Origin of the sequence: Bacteroides sp. L008, assembly GCF_040812255.1 — a bacterium.
In the GTDB taxonomy this organism is placed as follows: Bacteria; Bacteroidota; Bacteroidia; order Bacteroidales; family Bacteroidaceae; genus Bacteroides; species Bacteroides vicugnae.
The window spans coordinates 689,526-708,663 of record NZ_JBFNXO010000001.1 but is presented as its reverse complement, the minus strand read 5'-3'; the positions used below and the strand labels follow the sequence as shown (position 1 = coordinate 708,663).

Here is a 19,138-nt window from a genome sequence, read left to right as displayed (position 1 = left end):
TGTGGTGAACTAATAAAAGATAGAATGGAAAAGAATGCAAAGATATATGTGGCAGGACACCGCGGACTTGTGGGATCTGCTATCTGGAAGAATTTGCAGGATAAAGGATACACCAATCTGGTAGGCCGCACTCACAAAGAGCTTGATCTGCTGGATGGCGCGGCTGTCCGTAATTTTTTCGATGAAGAACAACCGGAATATGTATTCCTTGCTGCTGCCTTTGTGGGTGGTATCATGGCGAACAGCATCTACCGTGCCGACTTCATCTATAAGAATCTGCAAATTCAACAGAATATCATCGGAGAGAGCTTCCGCCACCATGTAAAGAAGTTGCTCTTTCTGGGTAGCACGTGTATTTATCCACGTGACGCCGAACAGCCGATGAAGGAAGACGTATTGCTTACTTCACCGTTGGAATATACCAACGAACCGTATGCAATCGCTAAAATTGCCGGACTGAAAATGTGCGAAAGTTTCAACCTGCAATATGGAACGAACTACATCGCTGTGATGCCGACAAACCTTTACGGACCGAATGATAATTTCGACTTGGAACGCAGTCATGTACTGCCTGCCATGATCCGTAAGATTCATCTGGCACACTGTCTGAAAGAAGGAAACTGGGAAGCTGTACGTAAGGATATGAATCTGCGTCCGGTGGAAGGTGTGAATGGCGACAGTCCGAAAGAAGAGATCCTGGCTATTCTTCAAAAATACGGAATCAGCGAAACGGAAGTCACTCTTTGGGGTACAGGTACTCCACTCCGCGAGTTCCTTTGGAGCGAAGAAATGGCGGATGCCAGTGTCTTTGTTATGGAGCACGTAGACTTCAAAGATACCTATAAAGAAGGTAGCAAAGATATCCGCAACTGCCACATCAACATCGGCACCGGTAAGGAAATCACCATCCGCCAACTGGCCGAACGTATTGTAGAAACTGTAGGGTATCAAGGAAAACTGACCTTCGACAGCAGCAAACCGGACGGCACTATGCGCAAGCTGACCGATCCTTCGAAACTGCACGCTTTGGGGTGGCACCATAAAATTGAAATCGAGGAAGGCGTACAAAGAATGTACGAATGGTACTTGAAATAAGAATCTAAAGAATCAATCAATATGCTATGAGCAGAATTATTTTTGCTTATAGCATATTTTTTTTGGATTATAGCATAATGATTTTTGGTTATAGCATAATGAAATTAGCTATAATCATATTCTTTCCTCCTACCGGCCTGTCGCAATCTCACCGCATCGCCCTTCCCCCATTTCCAAAAATTCTTCCCTCTTAATTCTTCATTCTTAATATAATTGCTATATTTGCACAAATTAATACCAAATGTGCAAAACAATGGAACAAAGTTTTATAGCCTACATTGAGAATAGTATCAAAAATAATTGGGACTTGGATGCCCTGACCGATTATAAAGGTGCAACATTACAGTATAAAGACGTAGCTCGCAAGATCGAAAAACTCCATATCATTTTTGAAGAAAGTGGAATCCGCAAAGGAGACAAGATTGCTGTTTGCGGAAGAAACAGCTCTCATTGGGGAGTCACTTTCCTTGCTACACTGACGTATGGGGCAGTTGTTGTACCCATTCTCCATGAATTTAAAGCGGACAATATACATAACATCGTCAACCATTCCGAAGCAAAATTACTGCTTGTAGGAGATATGGTATGGGAAAACCTGAATGAGTCGGCAATGCCGCTACTGGAGGGTATCCTGATGATGAACGACTTCACCCTGCTAGTGTCACGCAGCGAACGACTGACTTATGCACGCGAGCATCTGAACGAAATGTTCGGCAAAAAATATCCGAAGAATTTCCGCACAGAGCATATCGCATATCATAAGGATGAACCGGAAGAACTGGCTGTTATCAATTATACTTCAGGAACAACAAGTTACTCGAAAGGAGTAATGCTCCCCTATCGCAGTCTGTGGTCGAATACCAAATTTGCTTTTGAAGTGTTAGACCTGCAAGCCGGAGATAAGATCGTATCCATGCTCCCTATGGCACATATGTACGGACTGGCTTTCGAATTCCTTTATGAGTTCTCCGTGGGTTGCCACATCTACTTCCTTACCCGCATGCCGAGTCCGAAAATCATTTTCCAAGCTTTCGAAGAGGTGAAACCGAATCTGATTGTTGCCGTACCGCTTATCATCGAAAAAATCATCAAGAAGAGCGTACTTCCGAAACTGGAAACTCCTGCAATGAAGATCTTACTAAAAGTACCTATCATCAATGACAAGATAAAAGCAACGGTACGCGAAGAAATGATTAAGGCATTCGGCGGAAACTTCAAAGCTGTTATTGTAGGAGGTGCTGCTTTCAATCAGGAAGTAGAACAGTTCTTGAAAATGATTGATTTCCCTTATACAGTAGGATATGGAATGACGGAATGTGGTCCGATTATCTGCTACGAGGATTGGAGAAGATTCAAACCGGGTTCATGCGGAAAAGCTGTGCCACGTATGGATGTGAAAGTGTTGTCATCTGATCCCGAAAACATTGTTGGCGAAATCGTATGTAAGGGCCCGAATGTGATGTTGGGATATTACAAAAACGAAGAAGCTACCCAAGAAGTTATCGACAAAGACGGATGGCTGCATACAGGTGACCTGGCTTTGATGGATGCCGAAGGAAATGTTACGATCAGAGGACGCAGCAAGAACCTGTTATTGAGTGCCAGCGGACAGAATATCTACCCGGAAGAAATTGAAGATAAATTGAACAACCTGCCATACGTGGCTGAAAGTATTATCGTTCAGCAAAACGAAAAACTTGTCGGACTTGTTTATCCTGATTTTGACGACGCTTTCGCTCACGGTCTCAAGAATGAAGACATCGAGCAAATAATGGAAGAAAACCGTGTGGCACTGAATGATATGCTACCGGCCTACAGCCAAATATCCAAGATGAAAATCTATCCGGAAGAATTCGAAAAGACACCGAAGAAGAGCATCAAACGTTATTTATATCAGGAAGCAAAAGGCTAATATAAAGCTGCATAGAGATATAACTTAAACCGAAAAGAGAAAGGAATGAAGATAAAGAAAACAATATTCACGGCAGCTATACTAATGGCTGCCGTTTGTTTACCGGCACAGAACAAGAGTGCAGGTATTAATATATCCATCTGGAAAGATATTTGTACGCAACCGCATGACAGTACACAGACGACTTATGTGAACATCGGTCTCCTGTCTACAATGAACCGTCTGAACGGTGTGGGCATCAATGCATTGGGAAGTGTGGTACATGGTGACATGAACGGAGTACAGATCACCGGATTAGCCAATCTGGCAGGTGGAACAATGAGGGGTGTCCAGCTGGCCGGTATCAGTAATATCAGCGGTAACAACACCGTAGGGCTTTCTGCTGCCGGATTGGTAAATATCACCGGTGACAGAACGCAGGGAGTAATCATATCCGGCTTAACCAGCATCGGAGGAGATAATACCTCGGGGGTAATGATGAGTGGTTTCATGAATGTGACGGGCAACATGGCTTCGGGGTTACACTTTTCCGGAGCGGCAAATATCACAGGACAGAGCTTCGGCGGTTTGATGGCTTCCGGACTTTTGAATGTGGTAGGCGAACACATGAACGGCTTGCAGATTGCAGGAATTGCCAACATAACCGCATCGAAACTGAATGGGGTGCAAATAGCATTATGTAATTATGCAACGCAGGCACGCGGGCTTCAAATAGGCCTTGTCAATTATTACAGGGAAGATATGAAGGGGTTCCAACTCGGACTGGTGAATGCGAATCCTGATACAAAAGTGCAAATGATGGTATATGGTGGAAATGCTACGCCTGCCAATATAGGTGTACGCTTTAAGAACCAATTGTTTTATACTATTCTGGGAGTCGGCTCCATGTATCAAGGATTGAATGATAAGTTTTCGGCAAGTGCATCCTATCGTGCCGGTCTGTCATTTCCTCTTTACAAAGGCTTATCCATCAGCGGAGACCTTGGCTACCAGCATATCGAGGCGTTCGATAACAAAGACGAGGTGATTCCGAAACGTTTGTACGCATTGCAAGCACGTGCCAATCTGGAATATCAATTTACCAAGAAGTTCGGTATCTTTGCGACAGGCGGTTATGGGTTAACCAGATTCTATAATAAATCAAGCAATTACGATAAAGGAGCGATTATAGAAGCAGGTATTGTTCTTTTCTAAACAAGAATCGGGCAAGATATACTGCTGAAAAGATTAAAACACTAATATCAAGATATTGCTTTACTAATGATAATTCGTTCCACCTGGATGTTTGTTTCGTTCCACCATGGTTTTCCTTTCGTCCCATCCGGGTCACCGTTTAGTCCCACCTAGGTGGAACGAATCACTCAATGCACTAAAAGTTATTGAATTTCATATTGCAAAGGAATAACATTCATTTCAAACCTTCTCCTTTATCAGACCAGTACGATAAGCAACAAGCAATTTCTTCAAATCCTGTATTTGAGTCACCAGTTCTTTTCCCTTATCGGTATCTTTCACCATCATTCGTTGCGAATTAAATTCGAGAACAAAGTTGGTCGATTTGATATCAAGCCCCTCTTCAATGGCTTTCTGACGAGACTGGAACGGTTCATGCTGTACGAGCTGCATACCATGAGAATGATAAACAAGTGTATATCCCGCAATTCCCGTTTCCGGCTGATAAGCTTTCGAGAAGCCACCATCGATAACGAAAAGCTTGCCATTGGCTTTCATGGGTTGTTCTCCCTGAATCGTTTTCACAGGCACATGACCGTTGATAATATGCGAATGAGGCCCTAAAACTCCAAACTCTGTCAAAATCTGGTCACAAATATCTTCCCGGTTACGCAATGTGTAATAATAGCCCTTCTTTTCTTTATGTAACTCTTTATCTTCTAGGAAATAACGCTCAAAAGTCGCCATCTTATCCTTATCAAACAAGGGAGCCTCCGGACCACACCACATATACCAGATATAATCCATAGCAAATTCCTTATCCTCCTCTCCTTCTTCATCGAAGTAAGCGGTACGGATCAGTTGATCGGCTTTATCCAGCAATTTATGTCCCCAGTATTCCTTTCCACGTATTTTGACATGCTTAAAACTGCCATCCTCATTCAGAGGAACAGAAGCATGATAAAGAAGATTCGAGTTTGAAACCAGATACATGCCGCCATAGGTAAACAGACAACGCATATGCTTCTTCAATTTCTCGCTATTCATAAATGAATAATGAATCTTTTCTACCAATTCGCGTTCTTCTTCAGTCAACCGGTAAGGATCTGCCGGGTCTACAGTCGGGAAGTTGGTATCGCGCAAAGCATATTCTTTTCCTTCGTACACAAAGACACCACGTTCAAAATCAATCTTCTCCAGAAGTTTACGATTAGCCATTCCGAATTCCGGACGGCGGTCGATGATTTCAGCTTCCAGCTTAAACTGGATAATGGTAATGGCTTTATGCATTTGAGTAATCAGACGCAAAGTCTTCTCATTATAATGAGCATCGGCAAAGTTCATTTTCGGCATGAAGATCGTGCAAGGATCATCGGCATACGTATCCATTGCAAAAGTAGCCAATGGAAGCAAATTGATTCCGTACCCGTCTTCAAGCGTACCCAGATTACCGTAGCGCATGGACATACGTATCACATTAGCGATACAACTATCATTACCGGAAGCTGCTCCCATCCAAAGAATATCATGATTTCCCCATTGGATATCGAAGTTGTGGTAATTGCACAATGTATCCATAATGATATGCGCACCGGGACCACGGTCGTAAATATCTCCTACGATATGAAGAGAATCAATAGTCAAGCGCTGAATCAAATTACACATAGCGATAATGAAATCGTCGGCACGCTTCGTAGTGATAATCGTGCTGATAATTACATTAATATAAGCATGCTTGTTCGGTTCGATAGACGATTCGTGCAATAGCTCCTGAATGATATAAGAGAATTCGGCAGGCAGTGATTTACGAACCTTCGAACGGGTATATTTGGAAGACACGTTCTGACAGACCTTCACCAGTTGGTTCAGCGTAATCAGATACCAATCGTCCAGATCCTTTTCACGGGCCTTCACCAATTGGAGTTTCTCTTCGGGATAGTAAATCAACGTGCAGATTTCTTTCTTTTCAGCTTCACGGAGAGTATTGCCGAATATTTCATTTACTTTACGTTTTACCGCACCGGAAGCATTTTTCAGTACATGCTGAAAAGCTTCATATTCTCCATGAATATCAGTCAGGAAATGTTCCGTCCCTTTAGGTAGATTTAAGATAGCCTCTAAGTTGATAATTTCCGTACTGGCATCGGCAATGGTAGGAAAACTTCGGGAAAGCAGTTGCAGGTAACGGAGATCACTCACAATGCTTTCAGGAGTTATGTTACTTTGAGCAGTCATTCTATTTACTATTTTACTATTTACAATTTATTAATTGGCAACTTATTATTCGTTGACAACTTACCATTTAGTAACTCAAAAAAGGAATTTATTAACTCCTCTCCTTTTCTAGTTACAAATTTATCTATTTTAAACGATTCCTGATTAAGAAATGACTTCTTTTTATTTACAAATCCATCATTTCTCAATTTTCAATTCTCAATTTAACAAGAACATCAACAACACTTGAGCGATAATTACCCGCAGGAACATACACAGCGGATAAACAGTCGCATAGGCTACGGATGGATTGTCGCTGGGAATGGTATCGTTCACATAGTTCAGTGCCATCGGATTTGCCATACTTCCGCACAACATACCGGATACAGTACCGAAATCAATCTTCATCATCTTGAAAGCTACAAATCCGACCAACACGGTTGGAACAATAGTCAATCCGGCCCCCAAAGCAATCCATAACAAACCTTCCGGACGGAATACGGTGTCGAAAAAATGAGCTCCGGCATCCAGTCCCAGACAAGCAAGATACATGGAAAGCCCCAAGGCACGCAGCATCAGATTCGCACTACGGGTGGTATAGGTAATCATATGTATCCGCGGTCCAAAAGTTCCCAGAAGGATACCAACGATAATCGGTCCACCCGCCAATCCCAGCTTCACAGGAGTACTGACACCCGGAAAGGAGAAAGGAATAGCTCCCAATGCCAAGCCAAGTACGATGCCGATAAACACAACAACCAGATTGGGTTCTTTCAAGCTTTTTACAGCATTTCCCAATACCTTCTCCACATTCTGAATAGCAGCAGCCTCTCCCACTACCGTCAGGCGGTCTCCTAATTGAAGTACCAATCCCGGAGTAGCAAGCAACTGCACACCCGACCGATACACGCGGCTGATGTTAATCCCATAATGGTTTCTCAATCGGAGTGACCCGAGTTTCTTACCATTCAGTTCGGGACGGGTAACGACAATACGCTGCGAAATCAATTCACTATCAATCGCATTCCAGTCAATGTCCTCTTTATTCCAATCCGTATTTTCCTGTTCACCAAAAAGCACGGTCAAGGCCAAAGCATCTTTCTCCGCAGTTACCACCAGCAAACGGTCACCTTCCTTCAATATCTTGTCAGAAGTCGGAATACTGACATGTCCGTCACGCCATAAGCGGGAGATGACAAACTTCGGGTAGCTCATGCGAGCTATATCCTTGATGCTTTTATTGAAAATAGCAGGATTGTGTACTTGAAACGCTGCAATGTAGGTTTTGTTCGCATCGTCTTTCTCTTTTATCTCCAAGTCTTCTTTGCGAACCAGCACTTTGCGAATTAATAAAACGGCAAGGATTACACCAACGACCCCCATCGGATAGGCTACCGCACATCCTAAAGCAGGAGTACTGCTGTCCATTCCCATCTGTTTCAGCGTCTGTTGTGCGGCTCCCAACGCCGGAGTATTCGTGGTTGCTCCACAGAGGATACCGACCATATCAGGAAGAGAGACGCCTGTTGCATAACTGGCTACCACCGTCAACAAGGTTCCCAACAGAACAACTCCCATTGCCAACATATTCAACGTCACCCCTCCTTTGCGGAAAGAGCTGAAGAAACCGGGACCGACTTGCAAACCGAGAGAATAAACGAAAATGACCAGTCCGAAACTTTCTGCGTAGTTCAACATCTGCGGATCGACCGAAAGCCCGAGATGTCCGGCGAGGATACCTGCAAAAAAAACAAAAGTGACTCCCAGGGAAACTCCCCAGAAATGCACTCTTCCCAAGCCCAGACCAATGGCAGAAATCAGTGAAAGTACCACAACAGCCTGTAAGGCAGAATGTTCGATAAATAGACTATATAACCACTCCATGTATATAAAAACTAATAGGGCGCAAAGATAAAAACTATTTAGTCCGGTTCAAAACTTTTAAGCTTTCATTTCACGCCCTATTGATACCCTGATTCATATATCCTGAAATCTTATTGATTACCCTTTTACTTCGTTACCTATTATTTTGTTCCTAATAACTATCCTATTTCTATCTTAACTTCCTTATCCTTCTCTTTTCACCTGCATCTTGTTATCCTTCAAACGATCTTTTCCCTCTGTTTCTTTCCTCTTTATCTTTCATCATTTCCCCTGAAACTCTACAAAGTTATTTCGTCCGTCCAGATAACCGCTTAACCTGTTTCCACCGATGTACACATCATCCAGGTATGAAACATCATTCGGTCCGTATGACATACGAATGGAAGTCTGCGCATAATTCTCCCAGCTCCAACGGAAATTATATTCATATTGCTCTACTGCTCCGTTAGGATATTCCACCCGTATATAGTCAATTCCGGTACGATCTAAAAAGAAGTCCAGTTCCTGACGGCAATAGTTACCGTCCATGTCCCGGTAGAAACTAACCCAAGTACGGCTACATAAATCAGCCGAACGATTATAGTACCCTGCACCATTATGATCATCATCATAGAAACTATCTATTTCCACTTCGCAAGAGGTAAAACTTACCATCAATACGGCCATCAAAGCCAAACCGAAGTATTTAAATGTGTTCGTTTTCATATTCCTTTATTTTTAACGGTTCTCTAATTATTATCTATCATTAATCTTTCGATAGAACAAAAGTAGAGAATGAATTTTCCTTATAAAACTGAAAACTCCTACTTATCGGGAGGAAATTGCCTAAATCTGTGGGTAAATCCCCCCAATGAAGTCTATTTCAAAGAATTCTTGTATCTTTGCCTCCTGCTAACAACACATGAAATCATCTGTCGCATGAAGTCAATCAAATCCCATATCACCCAACTACTGAAATCCCTCAATGAGGGAGTATTCGAAAAAGAACATACCATCGCACTCTCCCTATTATCTGCCATGGCAGGTGAAAGTATCTTTCTATTGGGCCCTCCGGGAGTAGCCAAGAGCTTAGTGGCGCGCAGGCTCAAACTGGCATTTAAAGATGCGGATGCTTTTGAATATCTGATGTCCCGTTTCAGTACACCGGATGAAATATTCGGTCCCGTGTCCATCTCAAAGTTGAAAGATGAAGATACATACGAACGTATTACACAAGGATACTTGCCGACAGCATCAATTGTCTTCCTGGATGAAATATGGAAAGCCGGTCCTGCCATCCAAAATTCTCTTTTGACGGTAATCAATGAAAAGATATATCGCAACGGACAATTTACGGTGCGTGTTCCTCTGAAAGCGCTGATTGCCGCATCCAACGAACTACCCGCAAAGGGTGAAGGACTGGAAGCCTTATACGACCGTTTCCTGATCCGCCAGTTTGTGGGATGCATTGAACAGGAATATGCTTTCGACCAGATGATCTCTTCTACACGGGAGGTAGAACCTGAAATCCCCGCAAAACTCCAGGTAGACGATGAATTATACAATCAAATACAAGCTGAAAGTGAGAAAGTAGGTATTCACTATACCATCTTCGAGCTGATTCACAATATCAAACGAGAAATCGAACAGTACAATACGGGACGGGATGAAAACACCCCTCCCATCTATATATCCGACCGCCGTTGGAAAAAAATAGTAGGTCTGCTCCGCACCTCGGCCTATCTGAATGAATCGCCGGGGATTCACTTCTCCGACTGCCTGCTGATGAGTGCCTGCCTGTGGGATGAAGTTTCACAGCTCCCCATCATCGAAAACATAGTGGAACAGTCGATTGCACGGGGAATCAACACCTATTTATTGGGAGAAAAACGGCTGGAACAGAAACTGGATACGTTGAAAGAAAACATGAAGTCCGAACACAGCTTACGGGAACTTAGCGATCCGGGAATCCAGGTCGTAGATACCTTCTATCATCGCATAGAAGGTTACCACATTGCCGGAAATTTACTCATCTTTGCTTCAGATTACCAGTCTTTGAAGAAAGACAGTAACCGGCTGTTTTATATCCAGCAGGATAAATTCCGTCCGGTCAACAAAATCCTGAAAGCCTACGATTTTGTAAAGAACAGAAATATCGCACAAAAGAATATTTATTCCCTCCGAAAAGGAAAACGATCTGTTTTCATCAACAATCAGGAGTATCCACTACTATGTTATGACAATTGCGAACCTTTGCCAGCACAGCAGGACGACAGCACTCCGTTCGAATTTACATTGCAGGAAGTGATAGATTTACTTCAGCAAATGGAAGTAGAATATAAAACAATCTCCGAGCGGGAAACAGCATACACCAAGGAACATCTTTTCTTAAGTTCATCGCAAAAAAGCAAGATTAAGCGAATCTTAGGAGAGACTGCACACGTCATAGAGAACTACCGGAATGAACTTCGCATCATCGCTCATGCCCATGAACAAGAGAACAGAGAGTATTAGGCTCAAACACCTGCAAGACATTTATTACGAAAAATTGCAGGGAATAGCCTATGATGTATACAACGAACAACTGCACAATCAGATTATCCGTCCCGAAGAACTGGATGCGGACATTCACCTATATTTTCGTCACACACAACCCTCCCTGCAAGATTTCTACTCCCGCTATGCATCGCAATGGGAATACTTTCATGAAATGAATGAAGCATCGGACGCAAAGTTTCTTCAATTCCTGAAAAACAGCGCATACCCCTTCTCCATGAAATATCACCTGGTAGACCTCAACGTAAAATACTATCTCCAACGTTTTGATGTAATCAGCCCGCGTTCCAAAGAATGGAAAGCGTTGCGGACTCTCTTTTTCGACAAGTGGCATACGCTGCTCTCGAACAATGAGTTCAACTATCAGATGGAACATATCGAGCAACTCTGTGAGGATTTCTACCGCATTCAACTGTCATTAGCCAAAAATCTTCCGGTACGCGGTGGCTCACGCCTCGTCTGGCTGCTTCGCAATCATAAACAGATAGCGGAACAGATTTTAGAATACGAAGAAACGATCAAGCGGAATCCCGTTATCCGCGAACTGGTAGAAATCTTAGGCAAGAAACACCAAAGTAGCCGGAAACGTTTCAAAATGACCGCAGGTATTCATCGGGAACAAATTATATCTCACGCCACCCGAAGCGATATTGCAGGCATTTGTGAAGGTAATGATTTGAATAGTCTTCTCCCTCTGGAATATTGTTATCTGGCGGAAAAGAGCCTGCAACCCGTATTTTTCGAGCGTTTCATAGAGAAGAGACTACAAGTCATCGATTATCAATCGCACGAGAAGCAAACCATCAATGATAAGAAAACAGCAGGAAATGAAGTTTCCGAAGAAGCTGAAGGCCCTTTCATCGTTTGTCTGGACACTTCCGGTTCTATGGCAGGAGAACGGGAAAGAATCGCGAAATCTACTCTACTTGCCATTGCCGAATTGACAGAAGTACAACATCGGAAATGTTACGTCATCCTTTTCTCCGATGATATCGAGTGTATTGAAATAACCGATTTAGGAAGTAGCTTCGACCGCCTTGTCGATTTCCTAAGCCAATCTTTTCATGGTGGAACAGATATGGAACCGGTCATCACGCATGCTCTGCGAAAAATCAGCGAAGAAGGATATATGGAAGCAGACATCATCACCGTATCGGATTTTGAGATGCGTCCCGTCGATAAACTGCTATCCCGGTCCATAGAACATGCAAAAGCAAAACAGACAAAGATGTATGCCATTTCTTTAGGAGGCAAAAGTGCCGAGACCAGTTATCTGAAATTATGTGATAAATATTGGGAATATAGTGTTCAAAACGCTGAAAATCTTAATAAAAATAGAATTGAGGAATCAAATATTTAATCAATGTTATAAAACATCTCTTTTTTCTTGTTTTATTTGCAAATTCACCAGAAGTCCGTATATTTGTACTGTGTTTTTCATAGTATTAGATTTAAGGTTAACAAAAGATTGGCTGTCTGGGATAGATAGCCTTTTTTTATGCCCTTTTCCAAGGTTAAATATACCGTCACTATAATGAACGGATAGCGTCAATATGTTTCAAGTCGTCCGCCCATCGATAAAATTTAAAAGCTTTCGAAAAAAAAATTCCTCCGTTTAACATTTGAAACATAGCAGGTTATCTCATTTTACAAAAAACAGGTAAAAAAAATCTTGCTAAAAGATTTGCGTAGTCCAAAAGTTCCCCCTATATTTGCACCGCATTTGAGAGAGAATGCGGGTTCAAGGAAGTTTGGGTGAGTGGCTGAAACCACCAGTTTGCTAAACTGACGTACTCGTAAGGGTACCGGGGGTTCGAATCCCCCAGCTTCCGCAAAATCTCAAAATAAAAAAGAGCTAAGTTTTGTAGACTTGGCTCTTTTTAAATCTATCAAATTCCGGTGGGTTCGTCTAACGGTTAGGACACATGCCTCTCACGCATGTAATACGAGTTCGATTCTCGTACCCACTACCACTTGATTATCAGCCTCTTACAAACAAGTAAGAGGCTTTTTTATTGCCTTATATCTATATCAAAGTATCGTTTTTAGGCGTTATAAATGGGTATTATTAAAAAAAATGGTGCAAATTTTGCGTAAATTTTCATCTCGCATAATTATCGCGCTATCCCATTAATGGACTCTCTTTTTCTTTATAGATCTCGAAGTAAGATTCCTTATCAATCCTCAACCGGACTCTGTCCTCCCTTTTCTGACCTGCCAGATTCACAAACAGATTGAAATACAGTTGGCTGAAAGAAAGGTTGGAACGGTCATAAGTTATATCGAACGTCCAAGTTCTGCGGAAAGAATCGAACGTAGCATACGATTGTTCACCCCCTTTACACATAAACACTTCCGGGAAAGACGTAGGAGGATAAGGCTGGAATAAGCCGGCTAATTGAGCATAAATATAATCAATCATCCATTCATCTCCTGTTAAGGTCAATTCTCCTTTTAAACGGAGTTTGATGGCATAACTGGCAGTCACGTCGGGCGAAGTATAAACAGGGACCTGGCTTTCTGCCGGATAGTTGCCGTCTTTATATCCAAGACTCATCGTTAGTTTGGATTGACCGACACCATTAAAACCACTCACCTCCTGATCAGTCAACCGGTTTCTCAGACTAACCATAAATGTCAATTTACCGAGCGTCGGATCACCCGGATATTGCGCGAGCGTGTCCAGTACATAATCTTCGGTATTATAACTACGGGCTATCAAATCACCCTTTCCAGCCTCCAAAGCCGGACCGCCTCTTTCCACATCCACGTTGCCAACCGGATAATAAATAGCATCATTATCCCTTACACAACCACTAAAACAGAACAGCAACACTGCCAACTTTATTATCTTATTCATTATCAACTACATTTTGATTTTGCGGACAAATATACATCTTTTTTGTACCACACATGATTTATGTCAACCGTTTTTAGTATTTTTGCACACACCAAGACAAAAAGACATGGATACACTATTAAGAGATACCGTAAATGCTGTTGTTAATTCCCGCTTTCCGGAAATGAGCATAGAAGGAAGACGGCAGATAGAAAACATATTGATCCGTGAAGAATTTCCCAAAGGAGCAATAGCACTGAATGAAGGAGAAGTAGCTCACGAACTCGTTTTTGTTGGCAAAGGTATGCTTAGGCAGTATTATTACAAAAATGGAAAAGACATAACCGAACATTTCTCATACGAAGGCTGCATCGTGATGTGTATCGAAAGTTTCTTGAAACAAGAACCTACGCGGCTGATAGTGGAAACTCTGGAACCTTCCATCATTTACCTATTCCCCCGTGATATGATACAAAAGTTGGCAAGAGAAAATTGGGAGATCAATATGTTCTACCAGAAGATACTGGAATACTCCCTAATCGTATCGCAGATTAAAGCAGACTCCTGGCGTTTTGAATCCGCCCGCGAACGCTATAACCTCCTGCTCGAAACACATCCGGAAATCATCAAACGTGCACCTTTGGCGTACATCGCCTCCTATCTTCTAATGACACCGGAGACATTAAGCCGTGTACGTTCCGGTGTTTTATAAATTTAGCGGTTTTTCCGGTATTCCTTAGGAGACATACCGGTGTAATGTTTGAAGTATTTTCCAAAGAAAGACTGGTTTGCAAAATTCAGCCGGTCGGCAATCTCTTGTATATTCATACTTGAAGAATTCAGAAGTGCTTTCGCCTCCAGAATCACCAATTCGTCAATCCACTCTCCCACTGTTTTTCCACTGACCTCTTTCACTACTCCCGAAAGATGCTTCGGTGTCAGACATAACTGATCGGCATAGAATTTCACACTGCGTTCAGACTGGTAGGACTCTACTAAAAACTCATAGAAACGTTCAAAAATATATTCTTTCCGACTTTTATTCTTCACTGTGACAGTATTGGCAGGTACATGGTTATTAAGAATATTATACAGTTCGAAAAAGAACCCCTGCATCAATCCCATCACAACCTCTTTACGGTACACCCCCTCCTTATTTCTCAATCTCTTCCTGATAAACATATGATATTCCTTCACAACCTCCTGCTCGTGCGAGTGAAGGGCGAGACACGGATAGTCTTTCAGATAGAGAAATAAGGAAAGCACATTCCCGATTTTAGGCAACACCTCCAACATATTCTTTGACACAGCAAAAAATATTCCCTTAAAATCGGGACTAAAGCACCGCTGTTCAATAATCTGGCTGGGCAACGCTATCACCATCAATCCGGGAGACAACTCAAATTCACGCAAACTAATATTAAATGCACCAGTACCTTCCAGGCAAAGCCCTACAGTCAGCACTTCCAGTTTGGTAGGTCCATTATACAATGATATAACGCTCTCCGTATCGAAAAGTGCTATATCATTATCCATAACATCAATATGGTCGGCATCTATATGTTTGGAATGAACTACCGAAGAAATACCTATTTTAGGAACACTCTGAATATCCATACTCTCTCTTTTTTGCGACAAATATACCAGCATTTAATCAGATACACAAGCCATTCAGGAGTATTATCGGACATAATGAACACTTTTGACTACTTATTGAACAGACCGGAATAGATATTCATAATCACGTCTGGCAGCCGGCACTGTCCATTTCTCCGGAACAAACTTCCACTGATTCAGGGCTTTGGGGTCCATCTTACCTTTCTTTTCGATATAATTCATCAAATAGAAACGAAGGTCTTTATCCGTAGAGAAAATAATACGGTCTTTCAATTTCTCCTGCGGAATACCCGATCCTTTCGTCAACAGTTCTCCACCGCCATTACCACGATAAGAATTTAAGGCCACTTTATATATCTTATCCATACGGAAAGGAGAACCGTCGGCCATACTCGTAATCGTAATCTTTTCTCCCTGCGGTTTAGTCACGTCCACCGTATAAATAATGCCGGAAGCCGAGTCGAAATTAAAACTGAAGTTCCGGAAAGAAGCCCTGTCTTCCGCACCTTCCCGAGGTTTCTCCTTGAACCAGAGCAGATGATCTTCCGGTGACTTCATCCGGTTCGTCCACATATAATAAGACATCTCCAGAAAATCCTTAATCTCCTTCCCGGACAACGTCATCACGTACAACATATTCTCGTACTTATATAAATTGAACATATCACTGACAAACACATCCCCTTTCTTTATCTCCGCATCAAACGAAAGCGGAGCGGCAAAAGAGATGTCAGCTCCGGTAATGTCGAGCTGTAAGGTATGTATCAAGTCGATAAAAGCGGAAGGACCGAAGAAAGCAGGACGAGTAGAGATACTCTCGGTAAAAGTTCCGATCTTCTTGGATACAAACTTCTGCACCGCCTCATATTGCGGAGCAAAATACTTCATGAAATCCTCGCTGATTCCGTAAGTTTCCGTCTCCGTCAACTCCCCCTTGATATCCTTGCTCTGCACCTTTCCATCTTTCAATTTCAAGGTCACATCGATATTAGACAATACAATTCCATTGCTGGCCGGATCGATAATCAACACCGAATCTCCGGCCACGTTCATCACCTTCTTACATTCGCGGGCATGATCGTGTCCCATCAATACAATATCGAATCCCGGGACATTCTTCGCAACGTTGAGAGAAGCATTCTCATTGTATTTACCCGACATTTTGAAAGCCTCCTGTCCGGCATGAAACAATCCGATCACTACATCGGGATTCTCTTTTTCATGGATAATCTTCATCCATTTGCGTGCCGTCTCTTCCATATCGTCGAAACGCAACCCTTTCCACAGATTTTCAGAAAGCCATGCAGGGATGGCAGGAGTAATCATACCCAATACCACAATCTTCACGCCATCACGTTCCAACACCTTATAAGGAGCCAGATGGGGCTTTCCCGTAGACGTATCAATGATGTTGGCACCCAACACAGGGAAGTCACAAGTGGCTATCCAACGGTCGAACACGGCACGCCCCGTTTCCACATCATGGTTTCCCATATTGCCGGCATCATATTTCATATAATTCATCATTTCCGAACAAAGATGAGGAGACACCGTATCTATATAATTATAGTAATAGGCAGTAGGCTGCCCCTGCAAAATATCACCATTATCCAACAATATCAGATTCTCTTTATACTGTTCGCGCTCCTTCTGCACGAAAGAATAAATACGTGCCAGACTCCCCTTCCACTCGTGACGGGTTATAAAATTGTAAGGATAATAATTACCATGTACGTCACTTGTTTCCACAATCTTCAGCTTCACTACTTTTTCCTGCGCCGCAACAGACAGTACGAGACAGAAAAGCAAGCCATAAATAAATCCTATTCGTTTCATTCTTTTTCTATATTTAGCGGATGCGAGAATACGAACCGTGCCCCACCGGTATAGTCAGGGTCGATCCATATACTTCCTCTCCATTTATGCACAATCAATTTACAGATAGACAATCCCAATCCGGTTCCCTGGGCATACTCATTCAATTTTTCAAAACGCTCGAACACAAGTCCCTGTTTTTCTTTCGGGATGCCGCATCCGGTATCCGTTACCGAGAAAATAGCCATTTGCTTTTCCTCATTCACAGAAAAGTCCAATGTAATCTTCCCGCCTTTCGTAAATTTGTCAGCATTGGACAGCAGATTAATGATTACCTGTTGCATACGCTGCACATCCGTCACCATCCGGAAAGTTTCAAAAGAGGTGGAAAACAAAAACTGATTATCCGACGACTGCCGTGAAAAACTAACAGAGGCAACCACCTGACTACACAACTGCACCACATCACATTCCTCCCACGTCAAAGTCACCCGATTGGCCTCCAGACGTGAAAGATCGAGAATATCATTAATCAGACGAAGCAACAAATCCGAATTGGTTTTGATAATCTGATAATAAGACTGCTGTTCATCCTCCGTGCTATCGCCCATTGCCAGTACATCCGAGAAGCCGACAATCGAGTTCAACGGTGTCCGTATCTCATGACTCATATTGGCAAGGAAAGCACTCTTCAGACGATTAGACTCTTCCGCCCTGTCTTTCGCTACACGCAAATCCTTCTCCGATTTCAGAAGCTCGTCTTTCAAACGTTTCGTACGGAAATAATAGAAGAGAGAGATACATAAGCCAAGTACCAGAATCACGAACAAAGCACAAGCAGACCATATCTGATAAGTATATTGCTGATAGAACGAAACCGACTGGTTGACAAGCTGCACTTTAAAAGGCAACACATTCGGGTGCAGCCCCCACTCTTTCACCTTCCGGCTATCCAATACCGCTTTGCAGCCGATGACCGAAAGATGCTTTTCCGTATCCTCCGGATGCTGATCCATCCGTATAGATTCCAGAGCCATTTCTCCTCCCACTTTCCGATAATCGGGCAGCACTCCTCCTATCGCCCAATAACCGAGGCTCACCGATGAAGGAGTAAAAGCCGGGATGGTAGGAGTAGCTTCCATCATGGCATACGTAGCATTTCGCATGAAATACCCTTCGTTCATGTCCACACGCCACGTTCCCACCAAGATAACTGTGTTTTCGGGCAGCTGTCTCAATTCCTCAACGATGGTATAAATAGAATGTGTCCGGCCGTCCATCAGAATCAAATCCAGATCGGGGAAGTTCTTCATTTCTTTTCGCACCAACGCTTGCATGGTCACCCCGCCATAAGTATTGTCCGAGATAAAAGCAATGTGTTTCGTTTTCGGGTAGAAAGCTTGAATCATGCGGATATTACCTTCTATATTATATTGGTTGATAAATCCCGATTCCAGTTCGGGAATATCCAGATGATCCTCAAATATATCGATAGATTCGGGCATCCAGCGATCAAGGTTTTTCACCGTATCTTTCGGCAATATCACCACATTGCTACTGGCCAGACTGCACATCACAGGCACTTTCACCTGCATTTCATCCCTCTGCGACAAATAAGCAGCCCATGCCTCCTGTCCCAACAGGATAATTTGCGCCGGATGCTTTTCCCCCTGATATTTAGCCAGAATCTGCGTCATCATTTCGCTCCATAACGGAGCTTCCGAGAAGCTTTTACAGTTCATGTTTTCGATGATAATGTCGCGCTGTCCCCCCAATTTACTATATTCATCCATATAATCGGAAATAGTGACCGAGGTTTGATGCGCAGCCGGATTATAAGAGCAAATAATCAGAATAGGTTTCTTATCTTTAGAGACAGCCAATACTTCCGTTGACTGCAGAAGCCAAAGGAAACAGATAAAAAGATATCCAAGACGTCCCAGCATAATCATGCAGTTTTGATGTGTTAATTCATTAATTAAGTTGCAAATATAGTAAAACTTGTCGGGTTTAGCAGATTAATATGTATTTTTGTCGCTCATTTACTCTCAAAA

13 protein-coding genes and 2 tRNA genes are annotated in these 19,138 nt (G+C 42.7%); 8 read left to right on the top strand and 7 right to left on the bottom strand.

The genetic code is table 11. The features are described from left to right. Nucleotides 1–24 precede the first annotated feature (24 nt). From AB3G73_RS02790 to AB3G73_RS02780, 3 genes are all read left to right on the top strand, one after another. Nucleotides 25–1,095 carry a GDP-L-fucose synthase gene (locus AB3G73_RS02790; RefSeq protein WP_074559690.1) on the top strand — a complete coding sequence of 357 codons (1,071 nt, stop codon included), beginning with the start codon at nt 25–27 and terminating at the stop codon, nt 1,093–1,095. 253 nt (nt 1,096–1,348) lie between these two features. Then, nucleotides 1,349–3,007, top strand: coding sequence for an AMP-binding protein (locus AB3G73_RS02785; RefSeq protein ID WP_148367330.1), 1,659 nt, complete (start codon nt 1,349–1,351; stop codon nt 3,005–3,007). A 45-nt stretch (nt 3,008–3,052) separates the two neighbouring features. Beyond that, the gene (locus AB3G73_RS02780) at nt 3,053–4,201 is read left to right on the top strand and encodes a hypothetical protein (RefSeq protein ID WP_074559694.1); all 1,149 of its coding nucleotides are present in this window, start codon (nt 3,053–3,055) and stop codon (nt 4,199–4,201) included. A gap of 219 nt (nt 4,202–4,420) precedes the next feature. Here AB3G73_RS02780 and AB3G73_RS02775 read toward each other — a convergent pair whose 3' ends face one another. The 3 genes from AB3G73_RS02775 to AB3G73_RS02765 form a co-directional block, all read right to left on the bottom strand. After that, on the bottom strand, nt 4,421–6,415 hold the full coding sequence (locus tag AB3G73_RS02775) for a fructose-1,6-bisphosphatase (protein WP_074559697.1): 1,995 nt from the start codon (nt 6,413–6,415) through the stop codon (nt 4,421–4,423). Between the two features lie 198 nt (nt 6,416–6,613). Further along, nucleotides 6,614–8,278 carry a putative transporter gene (locus AB3G73_RS02770; RefSeq protein ID WP_195650425.1) on the bottom strand — a complete coding sequence of 555 codons (1,665 nt, stop codon included), beginning with the start codon at nt 8,276–8,278 and terminating at the stop codon, nt 6,614–6,616. A gap of 261 nt (nt 8,279–8,539) precedes the next feature. Beyond that, the gene (locus tag AB3G73_RS02765; protein WP_195650426.1) at nt 8,540–8,983 is read right to left on the bottom strand and encodes a hypothetical protein; all 444 of its coding nucleotides are present in this window, start codon (nt 8,981–8,983) and stop codon (nt 8,540–8,542) included. Between the two features lie 213 nt (nt 8,984–9,196). On the opposite strand from AB3G73_RS02765, the gene AB3G73_RS02760 reads away from it, so the two are divergent. From AB3G73_RS02760 to AB3G73_RS02745, 4 genes are all read left to right on the top strand, one after another. Beyond that, nucleotides 9,197–10,771 (top strand): AAA family ATPase, encoded by a 1,575-nt coding sequence (locus AB3G73_RS02760; protein ID WP_367742472.1) that lies wholly within the window; start codon nt 9,197–9,199, stop codon nt 10,769–10,771. Beyond that, nucleotides 10,746–12,173 carry a VWA domain-containing protein gene (locus tag AB3G73_RS02755; protein WP_195650428.1) on the top strand — a complete coding sequence of 476 codons (1,428 nt, stop codon included), beginning with the start codon at nt 10,746–10,748 and terminating at the stop codon, nt 12,171–12,173. Before AB3G73_RS02760 ends, AB3G73_RS02755 begins: the two co-directional genes overlap by 26 nt. 385 nt (nt 12,174–12,558) lie before the next feature. Continuing rightward, nucleotides 12,559–12,645, top strand: a tRNA-Ser gene (locus AB3G73_RS02750). A 66-nt stretch (nt 12,646–12,711) separates the two neighbouring features. Beyond that, nucleotides 12,712–12,786: transfer RNA gene (locus AB3G73_RS02745), tRNA-Glu, on the top strand. Between the two features lie 149 nt (nt 12,787–12,935). Here the strand turns inward: AB3G73_RS02745 and AB3G73_RS02740 are convergent. Continuing rightward, nucleotides 12,936–13,673: a DUF3845 domain-containing protein gene (locus AB3G73_RS02740; protein WP_148367340.1), complete on the bottom strand. Its 738-nt coding sequence runs from the start codon at nt 13,671–13,673 to the stop codon at nt 12,936–12,938. Between the two features lie 106 nt (nt 13,674–13,779). On the opposite strand from AB3G73_RS02740, the gene AB3G73_RS02735 reads away from it, so the two are divergent. Next, nucleotides 13,780–14,364 (top strand): Crp/Fnr family transcriptional regulator, encoded by a 585-nt coding sequence (locus tag AB3G73_RS02735; protein ID WP_074559707.1) that lies wholly within the window; start codon nt 13,780–13,782, stop codon nt 14,362–14,364. A gap of 2 nt (nt 14,365–14,366) precedes the next feature. Here the strand turns inward: AB3G73_RS02735 and AB3G73_RS02730 are convergent, their stop codons facing one another. From AB3G73_RS02730 to AB3G73_RS02720, 3 genes are all read right to left on the bottom strand, one after another. Further along, complete coding sequence (locus tag AB3G73_RS02730; protein ID WP_302825294.1) at nt 14,367–15,269, bottom strand: helix-turn-helix domain-containing protein; 903 nt, start codon at nt 15,267–15,269, stop codon at nt 14,367–14,369. A 93-nt stretch (nt 15,270–15,362) separates the two neighbouring features. Further along, nucleotides 15,363–17,105, bottom strand: coding sequence for a bifunctional UDP-sugar hydrolase/5'-nucleotidase (locus AB3G73_RS02725; RefSeq protein WP_148367344.1), 1,743 nt, complete (start codon nt 17,103–17,105; stop codon nt 15,363–15,365). Beyond that, nucleotides 17,102–19,030: a HAMP domain-containing sensor histidine kinase gene (locus AB3G73_RS02720; RefSeq protein WP_074559723.1), complete on the bottom strand. Its 1,929-nt coding sequence runs from the start codon at nt 19,028–19,030 to the stop codon at nt 17,102–17,104. The genes AB3G73_RS02725 and AB3G73_RS02720 overlap by 4 nt, the downstream gene beginning before the upstream one ends. Nucleotides 19,031–19,138 lie beyond the last annotated feature (108 nt).